Origin of the sequence: Nocardia sp. SYP-A9097 (assembly GCF_009649815.1) — a bacterium.
In the GTDB taxonomy this organism is placed as follows: domain Bacteria; phylum Actinomycetota; class Actinomycetes; order Mycobacteriales; family Mycobacteriaceae; genus Nocardia.
The window spans coordinates 102,753-124,222 of sequence record NZ_WJIC01000010.1; the positions used below are offsets into that span (position 1 = coordinate 102,753).

Annotated in this window: 18 protein-coding genes and 1 pseudogene; 11 read left to right on the top strand and 8 right to left on the bottom strand. The window is 65.9% G+C overall.

Features of this window, described 5'->3' with window-relative positions; all coding sequences use genetic code 11:
* Positions 1 to 122: 122 nt before the first annotated feature.
* Positions 123 to 1,853 carry a GAF domain-containing sensor histidine kinase gene (locus GFY24_RS21195; protein WP_153806809.1) on the top strand — a complete coding sequence of 577 codons (1,731 nt, stop codon included), beginning with the start codon at positions 123 to 125 and terminating at the stop codon, positions 1,851 to 1,853.
* 4 nt (positions 1,854 to 1,857) lie between these two features.
* Here the strand turns inward: GFY24_RS21195 and GFY24_RS21200 are convergent, their stop codons facing one another.
* Positions 1,858 to 3,054: a beta-ketoacyl synthase N-terminal-like domain-containing protein gene (locus GFY24_RS21200; protein WP_228566517.1), complete on the bottom strand. Its 1,197-nt coding sequence runs from the start codon at positions 3,052 to 3,054 to the stop codon at positions 1,858 to 1,860.
* 174 nt (positions 3,055 to 3,228) lie between these two features.
* Between GFY24_RS21200 and GFY24_RS21205 the strand changes: the two genes are divergently transcribed.
* Positions 3,229 to 4,563 (top strand): diguanylate cyclase domain-containing protein, encoded by a 1,335-nt coding sequence (locus GFY24_RS21205; protein WP_153806810.1) that lies wholly within the window; start codon positions 3,229 to 3,231, stop codon positions 4,561 to 4,563.
* A 269-nt stretch (positions 4,564 to 4,832) separates the two neighbouring features.
* The gene (locus GFY24_RS21210; RefSeq protein ID WP_153806953.1) at positions 4,833 to 7,118 is read left to right on the top strand and encodes an ATP-binding domain-containing protein; all 2,286 of its coding nucleotides are present in this window, start codon (positions 4,833 to 4,835) and stop codon (positions 7,116 to 7,118) included.
* Positions 7,119 to 7,281: 163 nt separating this feature from the next.
* Here GFY24_RS21210 and GFY24_RS21215 read toward each other — a convergent pair whose 3' ends face one another.
* The 3 genes from GFY24_RS21215 to GFY24_RS21225 form a co-directional block, all read right to left on the bottom strand.
* Positions 7,282 to 7,734, bottom strand: coding sequence for a universal stress protein (locus GFY24_RS21215; RefSeq protein ID WP_153806811.1), 453 nt, complete (start codon positions 7,732 to 7,734; stop codon positions 7,282 to 7,284).
* Positions 7,735 to 8,059: 325 nt separating this feature from the next.
* On the bottom strand, positions 8,060 to 8,476 hold the full coding sequence (locus GFY24_RS21220; RefSeq protein ID WP_153806812.1) for a DoxX family protein: 417 nt from the start codon (positions 8,474 to 8,476) through the stop codon (positions 8,060 to 8,062).
* A gap of 93 nt (positions 8,477 to 8,569) precedes the next feature.
* On the bottom strand, positions 8,570 to 9,433 hold the full coding sequence (locus GFY24_RS21225) for an AraC family transcriptional regulator (protein ID WP_153806813.1): 864 nt from the start codon (positions 9,431 to 9,433) through the stop codon (positions 8,570 to 8,572).
* A gap of 55 nt (positions 9,434 to 9,488) precedes the next feature.
* On the opposite strand from GFY24_RS21225, the gene GFY24_RS21230 reads away from it, so the two are divergent.
* On the top strand, positions 9,489 to 9,959 hold the full coding sequence (locus GFY24_RS21230; RefSeq protein ID WP_153806814.1) for a VOC family protein: 471 nt from the start codon (positions 9,489 to 9,491) through the stop codon (positions 9,957 to 9,959).
* A 68-nt stretch (positions 9,960 to 10,027) separates the two neighbouring features.
* On the opposite strand, the gene uvrB is transcribed toward GFY24_RS21230, so the two are convergent.
* Complete coding sequence (gene uvrB / locus GFY24_RS21235; protein WP_153806815.1) at positions 10,028 to 12,193, bottom strand: excinuclease ABC subunit UvrB; 2,166 nt, start codon at positions 12,191 to 12,193, stop codon at positions 10,028 to 10,030.
* Between the two features lie 142 nt (positions 12,194 to 12,335).
* Here uvrB and GFY24_RS21240 point away from each other — a divergent pair, with 142 nt between their 5' ends.
* The 5 genes from GFY24_RS21240 to GFY24_RS21260 all read left to right on the top strand — a co-directional run bounded on the left by GFY24_RS21240 (position 12,336) and on the right by GFY24_RS21260 (position 17,026).
* On the top strand, positions 12,336 to 12,944 hold the full coding sequence (locus GFY24_RS21240) for a TetR/AcrR family transcriptional regulator (RefSeq protein ID WP_309231133.1): 609 nt from the start codon (positions 12,336 to 12,338) through the stop codon (positions 12,942 to 12,944).
* A gap of 238 nt (positions 12,945 to 13,182) precedes the next feature.
* Positions 13,183 to 14,139 (top strand): formylglycine-generating enzyme family protein, encoded by a 957-nt coding sequence (locus GFY24_RS21245; RefSeq protein WP_153806816.1) that lies wholly within the window; start codon positions 13,183 to 13,185, stop codon positions 14,137 to 14,139.
* An 11-nt stretch (positions 14,140 to 14,150) separates the two neighbouring features.
* Positions 14,151 to 15,599, top strand: a complete 1,449-nt coding sequence (locus GFY24_RS21250; protein WP_153806817.1) for a sulfatase-like hydrolase/transferase — start codon at positions 14,151 to 14,153, stop codon at positions 15,597 to 15,599.
* 42 nt (positions 15,600 to 15,641) lie between these two features.
* A complete protein-coding gene (locus tag GFY24_RS21255) occupies positions 15,642 to 16,343 on the top strand; it encodes a DUF3159 domain-containing protein (protein WP_153806818.1) in 702 nt (233 codons plus the stop codon).
* A gap of 98 nt (positions 16,344 to 16,441) precedes the next feature.
* Positions 16,442 to 17,026 (top strand): DUF402 domain-containing protein, encoded by a 585-nt coding sequence (locus GFY24_RS21260; RefSeq protein WP_228566518.1) that lies wholly within the window; start codon positions 16,442 to 16,444, stop codon positions 17,024 to 17,026.
* 86 nt (positions 17,027 to 17,112) lie between these two features.
* Here the strand turns inward: GFY24_RS21260 and GFY24_RS21265 are convergent, their stop codons facing one another.
* On the bottom strand, positions 17,113 to 17,526 hold the full coding sequence (locus tag GFY24_RS21265; RefSeq protein ID WP_228566519.1) for a hypothetical protein: 414 nt from the start codon (positions 17,524 to 17,526) through the stop codon (positions 17,113 to 17,115).
* Positions 17,527 to 17,691: 165 nt separating this feature from the next.
* Between GFY24_RS21265 and GFY24_RS21270 the strand changes: the two genes are divergently transcribed.
* On the top strand, positions 17,692 to 18,216 hold the full coding sequence (locus GFY24_RS21270; RefSeq protein WP_153806820.1) for a DUF402 domain-containing protein: 525 nt from the start codon (positions 17,692 to 17,694) through the stop codon (positions 18,214 to 18,216).
* A gap of 63 nt (positions 18,217 to 18,279) precedes the next feature.
* On the opposite strand, the pseudogene coaE reads toward GFY24_RS21270, so the two are convergent.
* Positions 18,280 to 19,227 (bottom strand): annotated as a pseudogene (coaE, locus tag GFY24_RS21275) (dephospho-CoA kinase); the annotation flags it as partial.
* A 292-nt stretch (positions 19,228 to 19,519) separates the two neighbouring features.
* On the opposite strand from coaE, the gene GFY24_RS21280 reads away from it, so the two are divergent.
* Complete coding sequence (locus GFY24_RS21280) at positions 19,520 to 19,738, top strand: hypothetical protein (RefSeq protein WP_153806822.1); 219 nt, start codon at positions 19,520 to 19,522, stop codon at positions 19,736 to 19,738.
* Between the two features lie 72 nt (positions 19,739 to 19,810).
* On the opposite strand, the gene GFY24_RS21285 is transcribed toward GFY24_RS21280, so the two are convergent.
* Entirely contained in the window at positions 19,811 to 21,340 is a 1,530-nt protein-coding gene (locus GFY24_RS21285; RefSeq protein WP_153806823.1) for a phospholipase C, read from the bottom strand.
* Positions 21,341 to 21,470: the final 130 nt, after the last annotated feature.

Consider the following 21,470-nt stretch of genomic DNA (forward strand, 5'->3'; position numbering starts at 1 on the left):
TGGTTGCATGGGATGAATTCGGCTGCGCTGCAAGTGCATCCGCAACAACAACGTTTCGGCAACTACCCCGCGAGTATCGTTTCGGGTGCCGTGTGCGCATCCGCCGGACAGCCAGGACCACCATGTACGACGCCCATCGCGCCGGTCCCTACTCCGTACGTGACACGCTGTCGCAACTGCGATTGCGAGAACTACTGACCGAGGTCAAGGACCGGGTCGAGCAGATCATCGACGCCCGCGATCGCATCGACGGGTTGGTCGAGGCCATGCTCGCGGTCACCTCCGGGCTCGATCTGGATCAAACCCTGCGCACCATCGTGCGCGCGGCCACCAGTCTGGTCGATGCCCGCTACGGGGCACTCGCGGTGCGCGGACACGATCAGCAGCTGACCCAGTTCATCTCGCACGGCATCGACGAGCCGACCCGGGTCCGCATCGGCGCGCCACCCGAGGGCAATGGCGTGCTGGGGCTGGTGGTCGGGCAGGCCGAACCCGTTCGGCTGGACGACCTTACGCACCATCCCGACTCCGCCGGGTTTCCCGCCCACCATCCACGCATGAACACCTTCCTCGGTGTACCCGTGCGCATTCGCGGGGAAATGTTCGGAAACCTGTATCTGGCCGAGAAATCCGGCGGGCATCCCTTCACCGAGGACGACGAGGTGCTCATGCAGGCGCTCGCCGCCGCGGCCGGTATCGCCGTAGACAACGCCCGCCTGTACGAATCCGCGCGCACCCGGCAGGCCTGGATCGAGGCCACCCGCGATATCGCCACCGAATTCCTGGCCGATACCGATCCCGCCGAAGTGCTTGCGCACGTGGTGGAACACGCGCGCGAACTCACCGCCTCCCACCAGGCGCTGCTCGCGGTGGTGGCCGATCCGGACACGCTGCCGGAGGAGGTCACCGAATTGGTGATCTCGCAATGGTCCGGGCCCGGCGACAATCCGGTGGGCACGACCGTGGACACCGTCGGCACCGCCATCGGCGAGGTGCTCGCCACCCGCACGCCATTGCGCTTCGAGAATTCCCGGCGGGTGCATCTGAGCGGGCGCATCGCCGTCATCGGCCCGGCGCTGGTGCTGCCGCTGCACACCCCGGATTCCACTCTGGGCGTGCTGATTACGCTGCGCTCGGCCGAATCCGCGCCGTACACCGACGAATTGGTGGAGCTCATCGCGGCCTTCACCGATCAGGCCGCGCTCGCAATGCAATTGGCCGTGGCGCAGCGGCGCATGCGCGAACTCGACATTCTCACCGACCGTGACCGCATCGCCCGGGACCTGCACGATCATGTGATTCAGCGGCTCTTCGCCATCGGGCTGGCACTGCAGGGCACGGTGCCGCGCGCACGGGTTCCCGAAGTGGCGCAACGACTTACCGACACCATCAACGATCTGCAGGATGTGGTCGAGGAGATCCGCACCTCCATCTTCGACCTGCACGGCGGCAACGGGCACAGCACCCGACTGCGCCAGCGCCTGGAACGCGCGATCAAACAGCAGACCACCGCCACCGAGATCCGCGCGCTCATGCATGTCACCGGACCGCTGTCGGTGGTCGAGCCCGCTCTCGCCGATCACGCGGAAGCCGTTGTGCGCGAGGCGGTCAGCAATGCGGTCCGGCATTCCGGGGCGGATACCGTCACCATCGATATCGGGGTGGCGGACGATCTCACCATCGTGGTCGCCGACAATGGCTGCGGCATACCCGACGGCATCACGCCCAGCGGGCTCACCAATCTCGCGCACCGCGCCGAACAATCCGGTGGGCGATTGGCCGTCTACCCACAGCGCGACAGCGCGGGCGACCAGACCGGCACCAAACTGCACTGGTCGGTCCCACTGCATTGAGCGCTCAGAAGACCGGTCCGAGCACCAGTGCGGAGTTGTTGCCGCCCATACCGAGTGCGGTCTTGACGGTGATCCCGTCACCGCCGGGAATCACACCATCCACCAGGCGGGCACGCGCAGGCGCGACGATCGGCGCGGACACCACCAGCCCGCGCTCGTAGCCCATTGCCACCGCGGCGACTTCGACGCCCGCCGAGGCCGCCTGACAGTGCCCGGTCAGCGGCTTGGTCGCGCAGACCAGCAGCCGATTCTCGAAAAGATCCGCCAGCAGCGCGGTTTCGGCGTCATCGCATTGCGCGGTGCCCGAACCGTGCGAATTCAGGTACGCCACCTCCTCGGGCCGCACATCCGCGCCGGCGAGCGCGCGCCGCACACATTCGAAGATCTGCTCGTGCGAGGGGTCCACCGAGATCACGTGATAGGCGTCATTGGTCATGGCCCCGCCCAGCACCGCCGCATAGGGCCGATCGGCCCGGCGGGTCACCACGAACGCGGTAGACGCCTCACCCCAACCGAATCCGCGACTGCCCTGCTGAAAAGGGCGGCACCCGACCAGCGGTTCGACATCGGTGACCGCCGCCCCCATCGCCTCGAATTGGTCCACCATGTCGGGCGTGCCGGACAGATCGGTGGCGACCACCACCACATCATCGGCGAAACCCTGTGCCAGCCACAGTTGCGCGGTGATCAACCCGGCATTGGCCGAGGAGCACGCCGCCGTCACATTCATGGCCGGGCCGTGGAAACCGAACTCCCCCATCAGATTCGAGATCGGTGTCGAGGGCAGTAGTCGTAGATAGTCCCGGGCGCGCCGATGCCCGTGATCCTCGACATAGAAGTCCCGCCACTCGTACACATTGCCCAGCACGATGGCGTGCAGCAGACCCACCGTGCGACCGGGCCGCCAGCCGCGCGCGGTGGCGTCGGCGACGGCCTCGCGCACCGATTCCTGTACCGCGCGGATATAGCGGCTCGGCCCGATACCGGGGTCGCCGCCGTCCGGCACGCGGGCAACCCATCCGTGCCTATCGCGTTCGGGGCCGTACCCTGGATGTAGCCGGGCTGCGGGCTTACCGCTCAGCAAACCCTCCCAGAGGGCTTCTCGACCCCAGCCGTACCCGGTGACAGCACCGATTCCGGCAATGGTCATATGATCTTGGTGCGGTGCCGCAGTGTTCGGGATGGGGTTGGTGCCAGGCATTGCATCGTTCCTTCCCAGAGCTTTTGGCTGTAATGATCACCACCAGCAGGCCGATGCTGTGCGGGACTGTGAGTGCTCCAATAGGTTCGGTGTGGTTTCCAGCAAACCGTGCCGCTCACACTTTAATGCCGTGCTCCAGCGACGTGTTTCAACGACGATCAGGGGGTGCTCGAGATGGACGGTAAAGATCGGGCAAATACCCCGGCCGATGCCGAACAGCTGGCACAGCGGTACCGCACGCTGGTGGAGCACAGCCCCGACGGAGTTGTGGTCCACGAACGCGGGACGATCGTGTACGCCAATCCGGCCATGCTGCGACTGCTCGGCGCGCGGCAGATCGACGAAGTCGTCGGAGCGCCGGTCACCGATTTCGTCGTGGCGCGCGATGTGCCCGCCATGCTGGAGCGCATTCGCAGACTCACCATCGCCGGAACCGCTTCCGAGCCCGCCGAATTGGTGCTTGTGCGCCGCGACGGCAGCACCGTCGAAGCCGAGACGGTATCGGTGCTCACCGCCTGGCACGACCGGATCGCCTACCAGGTGGTGGTGCACGACCTCACCCAACAGCGCCGGGCCGAAGCCGCACAGGCGCGCGCCGAACAGTTCTTCACCACTGTGGTGTCGCAACTGGAGGAGGGCGTGGTGGTGATCGATCGGGAGGGGCGCATCGAATCGGCGAATCCGGCGGCCCGGCGCATATTCGGGTACGACGCGGAAGATCTCGTCGGCACGCGTATCTACGACATTCCGCTGAGCCTGCTGGACGCCAACGCCCAGCCCATGCCGCCGTCCTGGTATCCGGTGATCCGCACCCTCACCACCGGAGAAACGGTGACGCGCTTCGTGTTCGGTGTGGACCGGCCGGACGGGCAGCGGCGCTGGCTGTCGGCGAACAGTCGCCTGCTCAATCCCGAGGACCCGAATTCGCCCGCGGTGTCGTCGTTCAACGACATCACCGAATTCCGGGCCAGCCGAAGGCAATTGGAGTATCAGGCCACCCATGATCCGCTGACCGGGCTGGCCAATCGCTCACTCGTGCTGTCCCGGCTGGCGGCGGCCCTGGGTACCAGCGAGGAACTGCCGGTATCGACCGTACTGTTCATCGATCTCGATGGATTCAAGAGCATCAACGACACGCTCGGGCATGCCATCGGCGATACCGTGCTGCAGATCGTGGCGCAGCGGTTGCAGCGCGGACTGCGCTCGGACGACATTGTCGGGCGCATCGGCGGCGACGAATTCCTGGTGCTGCTGTCCGGCCGCACCCTCGGCGAGGATCTGGACACGCTCATCACCCGGCTGCGCCAGACCATGGCCGAACCGATCGTCGCGCGCGGACATCGCATCCAGGTCGACGCCTCCGTCGGCGTCACACCACTGCACCCCGGCGACGGGCGCACCCCCGAGGGCGTCCTGCACGATGCCGATCTGGCCATGTACCGGGCCAAACCGCCCGGGCACCGGGACACCCCGCTGAGCCGCAGAAGCGACTCCACGCACGCCTCCTGAACCGGTCCGATCCCGCGCGCACCGCCCCGCACGACACGTTCGACCAGCCGATACGGCACAGCGCGCAAAGGCGAACTAGACTCGATAACTCTGTTCTCGATGGTTCGCGCGCAGTGCGCGTACGGCACCGCGTGGTGACAAGGAGTTCCGTTTTGCCCGACCTCACCGAGGAGCGTTCTGTGTCCGCGTCCACTTCCGAAGCCAAGACCGCGGCGGATCTGGAACGCGAACAGCAGCACCTGACCCTGCTCTACGAGCGGCTCGACGGAATGCGCGAATACGCGCAGCGACGGCTGCGCACCGTCCTGCTCGAAACCGGCGGCACCCCGCAGGCCCGCAGTGAACGCGAATCGTTCACCCAGCTCTACTCCGAAGACCTATCCAAATACGATGCCGCCGAACACGGATTGTGCTTCGGGCGTATCGATCTCGCGCCCGAAGCCGAGGACGGCGGCAGCGCGTTGAACGGCGTGTCCGGCAACGGCAGCTCCGCGAATGGGAACGGCAGCTCCGCCCATGGCAACGGCTCCGGCGGCGAGGCCGAGAAGCGGTACATCGGGCGTATCGGCATTCTCGACGAGACCGCCGATTACGAGACGCTGCTGCTGGATTGGCGTGCCCCCATGGCCCGCCCGTTCTACCTCGCCACCACCGCCGCACCCGACGGGGTGACCAGGCGGCGGCATATTCGCACCCGCAATCGCAAGGTCACCTCGGTCAATGACGAGTACCTCGACCTGGAGACCGCCCGGCGCGACGGTGTCATCAACGACGACGGCGGCGTCGGCAGTGAGAGTGCGCTGCTGGCGGCACTGAACGCCGCCCGCACCGGGCATATGAACGACATTGTCGAGACCATTCAGAGCGAACAGGACGCCATCATTCGCTCCGAGCACAAGAGCGTGCTCGTGGTGCAGGGCGGACCCGGTACCGGCAAGACCGCCGTCGCACTGCATCGTGCGGCGTACCTGCTCTACACGTACCGGCAGCAGTTGGACAAGGCCGGTGTACTGATCATCGGGCCGAACTCGACGTTCTTGGATTACATCGGACAGGTGCTGCCCTCGCTCGGCGAGACCGGCGTACTGCTGTCCACCATCGGCAACCTGTATCCGGGAGTGCAAGCCACACTGGAGGATTCGCTGCGCGCCGGGGAGCTCAAAGGCTCCCTGGATATGCTCGAGGTGCTCAAGAAGGCCGTGCGGGAATGGCAGGAGATTCCCAAGGATCCGATCCTGCTCCACTTCGACGGCCGCGAACTCACCCTGGACCGGCGCATTGTCACCAAGGCGCGCGGGCGGGCCCGCTCCTCTCGGCGGCCACACAACCTGGCCCGGCCCATCTTCGCCGCGGGCGTGGTGGACGCACTCACCGATCAGCTGGCGGAGCTCATCGGCACCGATCCGCTCGGCGGGCGAAACCTGTTGAGCCAGACCGACCTCACCGAGATCCGCGATGAAATGCGCGCCGACGCCGATATCCAGCGCGCCATCGCCGGACTGTGGCCGCTGCTCACCCCGCAGGACGTACTCGGCGGGCTGTGGGCCGACCCCAAGCGATTGGCCGGTGCCGCAGGACATCTCAGCGCGGCCGACCGAGCCCAATTGCAGCGCACCGACAGTGGTGAATTCAGCGATGCCGACGCACCGCTGCTGGACGAGCTCGCCGAACTGCTCGGCATCGACGACAGTGAGGAGCGCGAGCGCTCGCGCCGCCGCTGGCGCGCCCAGCTCGCCGAGGCACAGGACGCCCTCGATATCCTGACCGGCTCCGCGCCACAGGATCTCGAAGACGAACTCGATCCCGAGCTGCTCATGGCGTACGACCTCATCGACGCCGGCCAGCTCGCCGAACGCCAGCAGGTGCGCACCAGCCAGACCACCGCCGAACGCGCCGCCGGCGACCGCACCTGGACCTACGGGCATGTCATTGTCGATGAGGCGCAGGAACTTTCGGAGATGGCGTGGCGAATGGTCATGCGGCGCATCCCGAATCGGTGGATCACCGCCGTCGGCGATGTGGCGCAGACCGGCGATCCGGCCGGGGCGTCCTCATGGCAGCAGGTGCTGGAACCGTATGTGGCCAAACGGTGGAAGCTCACCGAGCTGACGGTCAACTACCGCACGCCCGCCGAGATCATGTCGGTCGCCGCCGATGTACTCGCCGAAATCGACCCCGGGGCAGCCATTCCGCGCTCGGTGCGCGACTCCGGATTCCAGCCCGCCGCCCACCGCGTCACCGCCGGGCAGCTGGCCGATGAGGTGGGGCGTCTGGTCGCCGCCGAGGCGGAGCATCCGGGCACCACGGCCGTTATCGTGCCGCACGATCTGGCCGCGAAACTCGCTCACCTGAACGTGGATTCGGCGCGGGTGCTCACCGTGCACGAGGTGAAGGGGCTGGAATTCGACGCCGTCATCCTGGTCGAACCCCAGCGGATCCTGAACGAATCCCCGCGCGGTATGAACGACCTGTATGTGGCGCTGACCCGTTCCACCCAGCGGCTCACGGTGGCGCACTCGGAGGACCTACCCGCGGTCCTGCACCGGTTGGGGTGAGGTAAGACGTGGGGGCTGCGCCCCCACGTCTTACCTCACAGGCAATGCGCCACACCTCGCAAAACTGGGCAGTCATGCCCGCAAAACCAAAGTGGCCGTGCCCAACTGGGCACGGCCACTTCTTGGCACGGGGTATCGGGGCCTGCCCCAAATCTCCCTACCTTCAGCGCACGGTATGCACGATCAAGACATCGCTGCGGGACTTGCGGGCTACGTCCGAGGGGACGGAGCCGAGCAGGCGACCCGCGAGGGTGTTGAGGCCGCGGTTGCCGACCACGAGCAGATCGGCGTCGACCTCCTTGAGCAGGGCGAGCAGGGATTCGACGGGCTCACCGACAACGGCCTTCTCGACCACATTGACGGCTCCGGCGGCGGCGGCCTTGTCACGGGCGACGCGCAGGATCTCACTGGTCGGCGCGGAGCCGCGCACCTGGTAGGCCTCGTCCTTGAGCACATCCGCGGCGGCGGCGACATCGCGGTCGTCGGTCGGGTAGTACGCGCAGGCGATGTACAGGGTCGCGCCCTCATCGCCGGCCAGAGCGGCGGCCCGCTCCACGGCCACATACGACGAGTCCGAGCCATCGGTACCGACGACAATCGTCCGGTAGGCGGTCATTCTCTCCTCCAAGTACAAGGGTCGGGGTCGGGGCGTCCACTTTCATGGTTACCGCCGCGACAACTTCGCCTGACAATAGCGGCATAAGCGGCGGAAATTTTCGATATCGCAACACATCACATCCACGCGCCACGCCGGATACGACGCACATAATGTGACGTGGTGCGATAGAACCCCGGCTACCAGCGAATTCCCGGACGGTTGTGATGCTTCCCGGAAATCGCCAACCACACTGTGCACCTGGGACTTTCGTCACAGAAGCACCAAGCACCTGGGACTTTCGTCACAGAACCGGATATCGCCGGGATAGCGCGCCCGGCTCTGCTCAGAGGCTGAAAAGCGGTCCGGTCAGGGTCAATCCGAGATCTGAGCCGACGTATGCGAAGAAGGCGAAGAGCATGAGCGCCGCACCCGCCAGCGATAGATCCTTATTGAAGGAAACCATCTCGGTCTGCTTGGTCTGCGGATCGGTTTCCTTCCAGAACGCGTGCATGAGGAACGCGGTCGGGACCAGGAAGACGAACAGCAGCAGCGCCCCCAGATCCGCCCAGACGCCGAGCAGCACGCTCAGCCCGCCGAGCACCAGCAGCACCCCGGAACCCAGCACCGACAGTCTCGCCGCCGGAACACCTTTGAATTGCGCGTACTGCGCCATTGCCTCGGTCTGGGTGAGGTGCCCGACGCTCGAGGCCAGAAACAGCAGTGCAAAGAGAATCCGCCCGATCAACACCAGTACATCCATGGCCCGCTCCTTAGTCGATTGCTGAAATCGCCATGTTGGTGACATGGCAACCAACTACCCATGGGCAGGGCTTATTCCCGATCTTCGTGCTGTTCAGGACTTCAGTGAGGTTCGTGCGTACTCCAGTGGCGGCATGCCGATCTCGCGGGCGAACTCGCGGGAGAAGTGCGCCTGATCGAAGTAGCCGAGGTCCAGCGCGAGCGCGGCCAGATCGGAGGTGCGGCCCTGCGCCAGCAGGTGCGCGCCGTCCTGTAGCCGGAAGCGGCGCAGCACCCATTTCGGGCTGACGCCGACATAGCGGCGGAACAGCCGCTGCAGGGTCCGGATAGGAATATCGAAATGGCCGGTGACCTGGTCGACCCGGGTCAGCTCGCGATCGGATTCCATGGCGTCGATAATGCCCAGCACCAGCCGGTAGGAGGTGTCGTCGGCGACCTCGCGGCGGGTGATGGCGTCGATCAGGAAGTCCTCCACCAGGATTCGGCGCTGCTCCAGATCCGGGGTGGAGAGCACCTTGTCGGCCAGCCCCTCCGCTTCGGGCAGCACCTCGGTGAGCGGTAGCGCGGTATCGCGTAGCGCGCCCACGTCCATACCGGTGAACGCGCCGAAGCCGCCGGAGCGGAACTTCACGCCGAATGTCTCACCGACCCCGGCCAATTCGCGCACGTACTTGGTGGTCCAGACGCCGGTGACGAAGCCGCCGCGCCGTCCCGGCTCGTTCTCGAAGGTCATATTGACCACCGGGAAACCCAGTACCTCCGCTGAATACGGTGGCAGCCCACGGCGATCCCAGTGCACCGACCAGTAGAACTCGACATAGCGGGCGACCTGCTCCCCCGCCGGCAGCCGACTGTGATTGCTGGCCGCCTGTTGTTCGCGCGGGCGCAGGATGCCCTTCGCGGTCTCCGGCGGTGGCACCGGGCGACGGCCGAACTGTGGGAGGTTATCGCTGGTCATGAAGCTGTCGCTTTCTTACAAGATCCATGGCGGCCGGGCGAGCAGAGTTGTGGTCATGAGCAACGCAGTGAATCCCATTCCGGAGAACTACCACTCCATCACGTGCTTCCTGGTCGTCCCGGACGGCAATAAGGCCATCGACTTCTACTCCACGGTCTTCGGCGCGAAGGTACTGAGCCGCAATGACCTTCCCGATGGCCAACCCGCGCACGCCGAACTCCTGATCGGCGACTCCACCATCCAAATCGGCATGCCGATACCCGACAACGGCCTGGTCGCCCCCAACGGCGAGACGCTCAACACCAGCATCGTGCACTACAACCCCGATGTGGACGGTGTCATCGCCCGCGCCCGTGAACTCGGTGCGCGGATCGCCGACGACCCGGCCACCTTCGTCACCGGTGACCGGTACGCCGTGCTCTACGACCCCTTCGGCTACCGCTGGGTCTGCATGACCCGGGTCGAGGACGTCTCCCGCGAGGAGGCCGAGCGCCGCGTCAACGAGTGGATGGCGCAGCAGGGCTGACCGGTCCGCCCCCGCGGCGGGGGAATCGACTCCCCCGCCGCGCCGCACACCACGAAAATGCCGCGCGCTCACTGCAATCCGGCGGCGTCCATACCGCGTAGTTCCTTCTTGAGGTCGGCGATCTCATCGCGCAGGCGACCGGCGAGCTCGAACTGGAGTTCACGGGCCGCGTTCATCATCTGGGCTGTCATATCTTTGACCAGGTCCGCCAGTTCGGCGCGGGGCATGGACTTGATATCGCGGCCCTCGTAGACGCCCGCGCTGACGGCACGACCGGGTTCGCCCTGGGCGCGGCGGCCGCGGCTGGCATTACGACCCGAGCCGCCCACCTCGACCTCGGTCTCCTCGGCCTCGCGATACACCGTGTCGAGAATGTCATTGATCTTCTTGCGCAACGGTTTCGGATCGATACCGCGCTCTTCGTTGTACGCGACCTGTTTGGCGCGGCGGCGCTCGGTCTCGCTGATGGCGTGCGCCATGGAGTCGGTGATCTTGTCCGCGTACATGTGCACCTCACCGGACACATTGCGGGCCGCGCGGCCGATGGTCTGGATCAAACTGGTACCGCTGCGCAGGAAGCCTTCCTTATCGGCATCGAGAATCGCGACCAGGGAGACCTCGGGCAGGTCCAGGCCCTCGCGCAGCAGGTTGATGCCGACCAGGACGTCGTACTCGCCCAGGCGCAGCTGGCGCAGCAACTCCACGCGGCGCAAGGTGTCGATCTCCGAGTGCAGGTAGCGCACCCGAATACCAAGGCCCAGAAGATAATCGGTGAGATCCTCGGACATCTTCTTGGTGAGCGTGGTGACCAGTACGCGCTCATCACGCTCGGCGCGCTTGCGGATCTCGCCGACCAGATCGTCGATCTGCCCCTTGGTCGGCTTCACCACTATGTGCGGATCCACCAGGCCGGTCGGGCGGATGACCTGTTCGACGAATTCGCCACCGGTCCGGCCCAATTCATACTTACCGGGGGTGGCGGACAGGTACACCGTCTGGCCGATGCGGTCGGCGAACTCCTCCCAGGTGAGCGGGCGATTGTCCACGGCGGACGGCAGCCGGAAGCCGAACTCCACCAGATTCCGCTTGCGCGACATATCGCCCTCGTACATGCTGCCGATCTGCGGCACGGTCACATGCGATTCGTCGATGACGAGCAGGAAATCATCCGGGAAGTAATCGATGAGGGTGGCGGGCGCGGTGCCCGCGCCACGGCCGTCGATATGACGCGAATAGTTCTCGATACCCGAGCAGAAGCCGACCTGCCGAATCATTTCCAGATCGTATTGGGTGCGCATGCGTAAACGCTGTGCCTCGAGCAGTTTGCCCTGCTTCTCCAATTCGGCCAGGCGCGTTTCGAGTTCGGCCTCGATATCCTTGACGGCTCTTTCCATTCGCTCCGGCCCCGCCACATAGTGGGTGGCCGGAAAAATTCGAACCATATCTACCTGCCGCACCACATCACCGGTGAGCGGATGCAGATAATAGAGCGCCTCGATCTCGTCCCCGAAGAATTCGATGCGGATCGCCAATTCCTCATAGGAGGGAATGATTTCGACGGTGTCGCCGCGCACCCGGAAACTGCCGCGGGTGAACGACATGTCATTGCGCGTGTACTGCACATCGACCAGCAGCCGCAGCAATTTGTCCCGCTCCACCTCGTGGCCGACCTCGAGCATGACCGAGCGATCCAGATAGGACTGCGGGGTACCCAGACCGTAGATGCACGACACCGACGCCACCACCACGACATCGCGCCGCGAGAGCAGGCTGGAGGTGGCCGAATGCCGCAGCCGCTCCACATCGTCGTTGACCGAGCTGTCCTTCTCGATATAGGTATCGGTCTGCGCGATATACGCCTCGGGCTGGTAGTAGTCGTAGTACGAGACGAAGTACTCGACGGCATTGTGCGGCAGCATCTCGCGCAGCTCATTGGCCAACTGCGCGGCGAGGGTCTTGTTCGGTGCCATGACCAGGGTGGGCCGCTGCAGCTTCTCGATGAGCCAGGCGGTGGTGGCCGATTTACCGGTACCGGTCGCGCCCAGCAGCACCACATCGCGCTCACCGGCATTGATGCGCTTCTCCAGCTCCGCGATGGCGGCGGGCTGGTCACCTGCGGGAACGTGCTCGCTGACGACCTCGAACTCTCCCTCGACCCGCTCGATATCGCCGATGGGCCGGAAGTCCGAATGTGCCAGCGGCCGATCGTCCGGGATCTCGGTTGCGAATGCCATGTTCACAGCCTAGGACCACCCACCGACAGGTTCATCCCATCGACTCACCACCCACGTTCATGGACACCATGTATGTATTCGGTCGCGATGTCCGGGTGAACTATGCTTCGCCCGGACCACCCGCAGAGGAGAGAAGGACACCGTGCCGCCCGAGGATCGCCGCCGACGACGCAGTCGCAGACTGCTGAGCGAGGCATTCGTGGCACTGGTGCTCGAACGCGGATTCGCCGCGGTGAAGGTGGAGGACATCGCCGAGCGCGCCGATGTCGGCCGGGCCACGTTCTACACCCACTACACCGATAAGGACGCGCTCTTCGACGAGATCGTCACCGATCTGGTCGGCCGCATGCAGGAACGCCTGGAACCGACCCTGGTGGCTTCGGCCGAGGGTTTCACCGGTAAACCGGTGCTCGAACTCTTCCGGCACGCCGCTGAGGAGCGCGACGCCTACCGGATACTGCTGCGCGGCGAGGGCGACGGCCGGGCGCTGCGGCGCTTCGTCGAGGATCGCACCGGCGCGGCCGCCGAAATCTTCGAGGCCCGCGCGGCCGCGAACGGCACCACACTGCGCATCGACGGCCGGGTGCTGGCGCGCGCCTGGGTCGGCGAAATGCTCGCGGTCATGGAGTGGTGGCTGGAGTCCGAGGATCGAATGAGCCCCGAGGACGTCACCGCCATGCTGCTCAATCTCTCACTGCGCGGCCGCTATTGGGCCTCCGGATTCGACGGCGAGCCACAGCTCCACCCCTGACGTGAATTCCGTTCTCTACCAGGATATGCCGATCCGGCATGCCTGTGATCTGCCGTGCCACAAGCGGATTCGTCCTGCGTGATGCACGCACTCGTCAACCCGCACTGTCGCGCGGACCACTCCCCTCGCCGAGCGTTCGGCCATATTCACATTCCTGGACACGACGTCTAGTTTCGGGCATTCTGTCTACCAACGCCGGTCAACCCGAACCGGTCATCGGCGCAGGACGGGAATCGGTATGACCGGAAAATGCTGTGCACCCCCGCGGGATGGTGGACACGCCGAGACCGAGACACTGCTCGCGGCACCCGCTGCGACGGCGAGTGTGGGCCAGGTCGGCATTTTGACGCCGTTGCCCGGGGGTGAGTTCCGGATGGGCGGCGCGGATCCCGATGCGGTGGCCGGCGACGGGGAGGGCCCGGTACGGACCGTTCGAGTGGGTGGGTTCGCGATTTCGCCGTATGCGGTGACCAATGCCGAGTTCGCCGAATTCGTCACGGCCACCGGCTATCGCACCGATGCCGAGCGGTTCGGATGGTCGTTCGTCTTCGCGGGCCGGCTGGCCGCGGGGCTGCGCCGCGAAACGCGGCGCGCACCGCATACGCCGTGGTGGTGCGCGGTTCCGGGGGCAATCTGGGCCGCGCCCGAGGGGCCGGGCAGTGGGATCGATGCGCGCGCGGACCATCCGGTGGTGCATGTCTCGTGGCGCGATGCCGTGGCGTACTGCGCGTGGGCGGGCGCACGGCTGCCGACCGAGGCGGAGTGGGAGTACGCGGCTCGCGGCGGGCTCGATCAGGCCCGATATCCCTGGGGTGATGAGCTCACTCCGGGTGGGGAGTTTCGCTGCAATATCTGGCAGGGGCGGTTTCCCGCGCAAAATACCGCCGCCGACGGCTATGACGGCACCGCGCCGGTGGATGCGTTCGCGCCCAATGGTTTCGGGCTGCACAACCTGGCCGGGAACGTCTGGGAGTGGTGCGCCGACTGGTGGCAGACCGAGCACACCATTGAGCCGCGCGTCGACCCGGCGGGCCCGGCGGCGGGCACGACCAAGGTGATGCGCGGCGGGTCGTATCTGTGCCACGACAGTCACTGCAACCGCTATCGGGTGGCGGCCCGCACCCACAACACTCCCGATTCCACCAGCGGCAATACCGGATTCCGTATCGCCCGCCGACCGAGCCGAAGACTATGAAAGGGACCACCATGCCTGATCGTCCGATGAACGTGCTGGTGATCATGTCCGATCAGCACAATCCGAAAATCCTTGGCGCGGCGGGTAATTCGATCGTGCGGACCCCGAATATGGATGCGCTCGCCGCGCGGGGCACCCGCTTCGACGCCGCCTACTGTGCCAGCCCCATCTGCGTCCCGTCCCGGGCGGCATTCGCCACCGGGCTGTATCCGCATCAGACCGGTCATTGGGACAATGCCATGGGCTATGACGGCGGCGTCGAAGGCTGGGGTCACGAATTGCAGCGGGCCGGCAGGCGTGTCGAGTCGATCGGGAAGCTGCATTACCGAAATGCCGAGGACCCCACCGGTTTCGATGTGCAGCACCTGCCCATGCATTTGGCGGGCGGGATCGGCCAGGTGTGGGGGTCGGTGCGAGATCCGTTGCCGCGCCGGGACAATGCCCCGCTCATGGTGAGTATCTCCGGTGGCGCGGACAGCGATTACACCCGCTATGACGCCGCGGTCACCGACCGCACCTGCGAATGGCTGGGCGATGAGCGGAATCATGAAGAACCGTGGGTGCTCTATACCGGCCTGCTCGCGCCGCATTTCCCGTATCTCGCGCCGCCGCGGTTCTTCGAGATGTACGACCCCGCCGAAATGCCCACGCCGACAATGCGTCCCGAGCACGGTCATACCCGGCATCCGTGGGTGGAGCGGTTCGCGGGGGTACTGCCCGGCCTCGACGACTCCAATACCGACGAAGAGCGCCGCCGCGCGGCCGCCGCGTACTACGCGCTGGTCAGCTATCTCGACCACAATCTGGGCCGGATGCTCGGCGCGCTGGCGGCGAGCGGTCAGGCCGGGAACACGCTGGTGGTCTACACCAGCGATCACGGCGATATGACCGGCAGTCGCGGGCTGTGGGGCAAATCGCTGATGTACACCGAATCCGCCGGTGTGCCACTGATTGTGGCGGGTCCGGGCGTCGCGGCCGGGCGGGTGTGCCACACCCCGGCGAGCCTGGTCGATCTGTATCCGACGATTCTCGAGGCCGCCGATGTCACGCCCACCGGGGCAGCACGCCCGGGCCGTTCGCTGCTGGGCCTGGCCGCGGCGAGCGTCGACCGTGATCGGGTGGTGTTCAGCGAGTACCACGCCATGGGCGCGACGAGCGCGGCCTATCTGATTCGCAAGGGCGACTTCGTTCTTCACCACTATGTCGGTTTCCCGCCGGAGCTCTACGACCTGGCCGGCGACCCGGAGCAGACCCTCGATCTGGCGGAGAGTCCCGGACATGCCGGGGTGCTCGCCGATCTCACCGGCGAACTGCGGCGCGTGCTCGATCCGGAGCTGGTGGACAAGTGCGCCAAGGCCGATCAGGCCGCCCTGGTCGACAGGTTCGGTGGTCCGGCCGTCGCGGCGGCGATCGGCACTCCCGGTGAGACGCCGCCGCCCGCGCTCACCGATCAGCCCTGACCATCCGATGACATCGGCACAATCACGGAAGGCGTTGTACCCGTGAACAATCCCGACTCCCGCCCGGACACCCCCGACCCGGATTCCGGGCCCGGCGCGGAGCTGTTCGCCAAGATCCGCGATATGGGTGGCGCGCGGCATCTGGTGGATGGCGCGGCTCCCATCCTCGGCTACGTCATCGGCTTCGCTCTGCACGGCATTCTCACCGGTATCGCGGTGGCGGTGGCCGTCGCCCTGCTGGTGGGCATTGTCCGGCTGCGGCATGGCGACCGGGCTCGCGTGGTGGCCGTCTCGACCGCGCTGGTCCTGGTCTTCTCGGCCATGGCGGCCGTCACGGGTGAAGGCCGGAATTTCTTTCTGCCGCCGCTGATCCTGTACGCGGCGTTGTCGGTGGCGTTCGGTCTGAGCCTGCTGACGGCCACGCCGCTGACGCTGCCGATCTGCCGGCGGATTCGCTTCGAGCCCGCCGCGGCGGCTGATCCGGCCGCGCGGGTGCGACTGCACCGGCGTGTCACGGCGGCGTGGCTGGTGTTCTGTGTGGCGCATGTACTGGTGATGGGTCCGGTCTGGCTCGCCGGAAATGTGGTGTTGCTCGGCACGCTGGCGCTGATTCTCAATAAACCGATGCTGCTGGCGGCTTTGGCGGGGACCTGGGTGTGGGTGCGTCGCGACAAAACCACAACTGCTGTTCGAAATGTCCGAATTATTGTTTCTCCCAAGAAAGTTCAAAGGAATTCCATGTGACGAACATCGAATTTCCGCGCCGCGCACGGACGTCCGATTCCCAGGCTCCAGGTGTAACCTGAGCTGGCGGTTCGGACGAGTCGGAAAGAGGCAAGGCCATGACCGGTCTGCATATGCCACAGCGGAATTCCACCAATGGCGCTGATCCTCGCGGGATCAGACGTACCGCTCCCCCGGCATCCGCGCATCGCCCCAGACTCGAGTTCTTCAATCTGGCGGACCTGTGCTGGACCGATCATCACGGGTATGTGCACTCGGTGGAGCGGCTACATGCCGAACCCTGGGGTTTGTATGTGGAACGAGTCGTGGACAATCCGCGCTTCCACTACATCGAATCCTGGTTGCTCCCAAAGCTTTCCCTGCGGGTGACGGTCTATCACATGCGACCCGGCCACGACCGCGGGCAGACCTACTACCTGGATATCGGTGAATACGGTCCGGTCGAGTCGAAGAAGTGGCGCGCCGAGGGGCACTACCTGCATGTGGTGGCCCGTCCCGGGCAGGTGCCCGAGCTACTCGGCATCGACGAGCTGCTGACCGCGCATGCCGAGGGGCACTTCGACACCGCGCGCACGCAGCGGGCGATCGAGCGCGCCGCCGCGGTGGTGGACGGTATCGCCGGGTGCGGTCACGATGTCGACAGGTGGCTCGGCACACAGGGTCTCGCGCTCAGCTGGCTGTAAAAACCCAGGGGTCTCCGCATGAGAAAGCCACCCGATCCGGCTCACGCTCGGTTCGGGTGGCTTTCGTCTACTGTCCGCCCTCCGACTTAGCCGGACAGGCTCGGGAACAGCCCGTTGAGGCCGCAGCCCGCACTGCCGAAGGCGCTGGATGCGGCGACCTGGACAGTGGTCGACTTGCTGATGAAGTCCTGCGTCGCCGTAATGGTGTGGGCACCGACGGTGGTCGGGGTCCATTGGATGGTGACCGAATTGCTGAGCAGCGACGGTGTGACCGGGCTGCCGGTGATCGCGGCACCGTTATCGGTGAAGCTCACCGACAACAGCCGGTCGATCGCGACTGTGGCCGTCACCTTGTAGGCGCAGCCCACCTGCTGATTCGAGCCGGCGACCGAGATGTCGCTGACCCATGCACTCGCCTGGGGCGCTACCAGAACCATCGTCGCGGCAGCGGCACCGAAGGCGGTGAGCCCCATTCCGGCGCGGCGAGCGCGGGCGCTCATTGCGTTCATACTGTGTACTTCCCTCTTGGTATGTACCGCCCACGTCAGATGTGGGTAGCCGCACCGTAACGAACACTGGTGTTTCACATTTGGGTTTCGGGGAAACTCGACCGAATCGGCCACACTCCTCTGGACGCCGCCGCCGCGACACGCAATGCTTACGACATGACTCAGGCTTCCGCGGTTGACCTCCACCGACCCAAGGTTGAGTACTTCAATGTCGAGGAACTCACCAATATCGACCCCAAGGGCTTCGTACGACAGGTCGAGCGCTACCACGTCGAACCGTGGGGACTCTACATGGCGCGCACCTCGGACCACCCCGAGTTCCACTACATCGAATCCTGGCTGCTGCCAAGCCTTTCCATTCGCGCGACGGTCTTCCACTTCACCCCGGCACACCTGCGCGATCAGGACTACTACATCGATATCGGCGAATACGCACAGGTCGAGCCGAAGAAATGGAAGTCGGTCGACCACTACCTGGATCTGGTGGTGCGCAGCGGTCGCGAGGTCGAACTACTCGATGTGGACGAGCTACTCGCCGCACACGCCGCGGGCTATCTCGAACTCCCCGAGGCACAGCTTGCCATCGAGACCGCGACCACCGTCATCGACGGAATCGCCGCGCACGGGCACAGTTTCGAGAACTGGCTGCGGGCCCGGGACATCACCCTGACCTGGATGTGACACCCGGTCGCCGCGACCGGCTACTCCGCCACGGCGACCGCTCCGGCACCGCCGACGTCAGTTGTCCACCGCGACAACCACATTCACCAGACGGCCCGGGTCGGCACCGGCGTGCAGCCACTCCCCCTCGGCGGCAGTCCGATCGGTGACGCGCGGGAAACCGGCGTCGGACAGGCGATCTCGCAGCCCCTCGGCCACGGCGGCCTCGGCGACGGTAATCCGGATATCGAGGACATCCTCGGCCGGCTTGCCCGCGACGGCGGTGGGTCCGACGTGTTCGATACGGCGCGCGTCGGCGGCACAGGCCAGTGCGAGCCGGGCGATGAGCCGCTTGGCCTGGACCGGCCACTCCGGATTCGCCTCGACCACAGGCAGTTCCGTGGGCCGGGCCGCCGGAGTGCGGGTGCGCAGATTGCGTTCGAAGGGAATCAGCCGTTCGGTCCAGAGCGCGTGCACGGCGGGCTCGATCACACCGTCGACGCCATTGTTGTCCAGGAGCACATCGGCAACGGCGCGCCGCTGAATATCGGTGGCCTGGGCGGCGATTCGCGAACGCGCGTCGGCCTCGTCGACACCACGGAACTCCACCAGGCGGCGCAGCCGGAGCTCCTCCGCGGCGTCGACCACCACCACCAGGTTCATGAACGGTGCGAGCCCGTTCTCCACCAGCAGCGGAATGTCCTGCACCACAATGCCGTCGGCGGGCGCGGAGGCGACCAGTGCGTTGGTGCGCTTGCCGACCAGAGGGTGGGTGATGCCGTTCAGTGTGGCCCGGGCCTCATCGCTGGCGAAGGCTTTGGCGGCCAGGGCCGGTCGGTCCAGACTGCCGTCGGCGGCGAGAATATCGTCCCCGAAGGCGGCCACGAGTGCGGCCAATCCCTCGGTGCCGGGTGCGACGACTTCGCGCGCGATAACGTCGCTGTCCACCAGCAACGCGCCGTGTTCGACAAGAATTCGGGCCACGGTGGATTTGCCCGCTCCCATGCCTCCGGTGAGACCGATTCGCAACATTCGACCAGTCTGACAGCTCCGGCGGTGATCGCGCGCACCACCCCTCACCTGGCGAAAGTACGGATTACCCAGTTGCCCTGTGGAATTCACCATCGGGCTCGGAGTTTGCTCATTCCGTGACATTGGCGAGACCAATTCGCAACTTTTTCGCCCAATCCGAACCGTTTGTCGGCAACATTCCGACACGCCGGGGCGAACGTCGTGCAAAATACGGTGTCGCACACTTTCGTTCCGCTAAAGTTCGCCGCAGGCGATCCAGGGCCGGTAAACACGCAGAGGAGAAGGAACACCATTGGGCACCAGAAACATCCAGACGGGTCGGCACCGTCTGGGACTGCCGGGCATGATGCACTGCATCGAGATCCCCGCGGTCGCGGCAGCGCTCGCCGAGCATCGCCGCGGTTGGCTTTCCGCTTTGCTCAGCCCCGCCCGGCATAGTTTCGCGTCCATGCGAAAACGCGCCGAGCGCCCCTCCGCCCCCGTCCAATGGGTACCCGCCACCGCCGTCTGACGTGCGAATACGACTGTGGCCCAGCCCCTTTCGGGACTGGGCCACAGTCGCGTGCGCGCGGTCGGTGCGGGATCAGACCAGGCCGCTGGGCCTGCGACGGCTCCCCGGCTCCTGGGTGGGCATGGCGTTCGGCGGCACCGGGTACGGCGTACCGGCGGTCGCGGTACCCAGGGCGACATTCGGACCACACTGTGCCAGTGCGGCATCCACCTTCCGGTCCGCGGGGCCGAAGGCGGGCTTCACCGCGTCCGGGGACGACCGGAAGTCGAAGGTCGAGGTCATATCGCCGGTGACGCCGCGCCGCCACGCGGTCAGGTTCGGCACGTCCACACCGAAGCGGCGCTCCAGCAGGCGCAGCTGTGAGGTGTGGTCGAAGGTCTCCGACGCGACGAGTCCGCCCCGGCTGTACGGCGAGATCACAAAGCACGGAACGCGATAGCCGAGACCGATCGGTCCGGCGATGCCTTCGGATTTGTGCGCCTGGTCCAGGGGAACGGTCAGGTATTCACCGGCGGTTCCGGGCGGCGGGGTCGGTGGTGTCACGTGATCGAAGAAGCCACCGTTCTCGTCATAGCTGACGATCAGCGCGGTCTTCTCCCACACCTTCGGATTCGAGGTGAGGATATCGAGGACCTGCATGATGCCGACCGCGCCCAAAGCCGGTGGCAGCGCGGGATGTTCGCAGTTGATCAGCGACGGGATCACCCAGGAGACACTCGGCAGCTGATCGGCGGCCACATCGGCGGCGAAATCGCTCGGGTACACCGGGGCCTTACCGCGCCGGGCCAGCTCCGAGGCGGGATCGGCGGCCTGTTTGAAGCAGCCCATCATGCCGTCCAGCAGCACCGAGGAGAGCGGACCCACATCGCGATTGTTGTAGATCTTCCAGCTGACCCCGGCATCGGAGAGGTTCTCCGGCATGGTCCGCCAGCTGTACGCGTTCTGCGGAATCAGCGTCGGGGTCTCGAGCAGCGGCCCGCCGGCGACGCCGTCGGGATCGAGGGTGGCCGAAACCCAGTACAGCCGATTGGGATCGGTCGGTCCGAGCACCGAGCAGTGGTAGTGGTCGGCGATGGTGAAGGCGTCGGCGAGATCGTGGTGCACCGGAATATCGGCGCGGGTGTAGTACCCCATGGCCGCGGGGCCGTTCGCCGCGCCGACCGAGGCGATGGACATCGGCATCCAGCCGTCGTTCTTACCGTTGTTCCACGCCTTGTGCATGCCCTCCCAGGTGTGGTCGGGATCGTTGATGCACTCACCGTCGAGGGAGGGGCCGCGTTCGGTGTCCAGGCGGAACGGGTTGATGAAACCGTCCGGGGTGGGGCCGACACCGGGCGCGTACCCGTACTGGTTCCACGCCGCGGACGGATCGTCGAATCCGCGTACGCCGGAAAGGGTTCCAAAGTAGTGGTCGAAGGAGCGGTTCTCCTGCATGAGCAGGACGAAGTGCTCGATATCGCCGAGCCCGCCCATGCCCGCGGGGTCCGCGGCGTACGCGCGATCGATAATCGGATTGGCCCAGGAGGCCAGCATTCCCGCCCCGCCCGCGACCATGGCCTTGGCCATGAAGTCGCGCCTGTTGATGCCGTCGAACACACCCATACCTCGGTTGCGCCTTCCATGAGAACGGAATTCGGGTCGAAAACGTCAGCGCGCCGAATCATGTCAGCTCTCATTCCGGCGACGCCCGGACACCGTATACGCAATTGCCCTCGGGTTCACGCAGGGGCTC

Bases quoted from the DNA above. Each gene is read 5' to 3' on its own strand.
- GFY24_RS21195 (WP_153806809.1), top strand. From the start codon at position 123: ATGTACGACGCCCATCGCGCCGGTCCCTACTCCGTACGTGACACGCTG.
- GFY24_RS21200 (WP_228566517.1), bottom strand. From the start codon at position 3,054: ATGCCTGGCACCAACCCCATCCCGAACACTGCGGCACCGCACCAAGAT.
- GFY24_RS21205 (WP_153806810.1), top strand. From the start codon at position 3,229: ATGGACGGTAAAGATCGGGCAAATACCCCGGCCGATGCCGAACAGCTG.
- GFY24_RS21210 (WP_153806953.1), top strand. From the start codon at position 4,833: ATGCGCGAATACGCGCAGCGACGGCTGCGCACCGTCCTGCTCGAAACC.
- GFY24_RS21215 (WP_153806811.1), bottom strand. From the start codon at position 7,734: ATGACCGCCTACCGGACGATTGTCGTCGGTACCGATGGCTCGGACTCG.
- GFY24_RS21220 (WP_153806812.1), bottom strand. From the start codon at position 8,476: ATGGATGTACTGGTGTTGATCGGGCGGATTCTCTTTGCACTGCTGTTT.
- GFY24_RS21225 (WP_153806813.1), bottom strand. From the start codon at position 9,433: ATGACCAGCGATAACCTCCCACAGTTCGGCCGTCGCCCGGTGCCACCG.
- GFY24_RS21230 (WP_153806814.1), top strand. From the start codon at position 9,489: ATGAGCAACGCAGTGAATCCCATTCCGGAGAACTACCACTCCATCACG.
- uvrB (WP_153806815.1), bottom strand. From the start codon at position 12,193: ATGGCATTCGCAACCGAGATCCCGGACGATCGGCCGCTGGCACATTCG.
- GFY24_RS21245 (WP_153806816.1), top strand. From the start codon at position 13,183: ATGACCGGAAAATGCTGTGCACCCCCGCGGGATGGTGGACACGCCGAG.
- GFY24_RS21250 (WP_153806817.1), top strand. From the start codon at position 14,151: ATGCCTGATCGTCCGATGAACGTGCTGGTGATCATGTCCGATCAGCAC.
- GFY24_RS21260 (WP_228566518.1), top strand. From the start codon at position 16,442: ATGACCGGTCTGCATATGCCACAGCGGAATTCCACCAATGGCGCTGAT.
- GFY24_RS21265 (WP_228566519.1), bottom strand. From the start codon at position 17,526: ATGAGCGCCCGCGCTCGCCGCGCCGGAATGGGGCTCACCGCCTTCGGT.
- GFY24_RS21270 (WP_153806820.1), top strand. From the start codon at position 17,692: ATGACTCAGGCTTCCGCGGTTGACCTCCACCGACCCAAGGTTGAGTAC.
- GFY24_RS21285 (WP_153806823.1), bottom strand. From the start codon at position 21,340: ATGGGTGTGTTCGACGGCATCAACAGGCGCGACTTCATGGCCAAGGCC.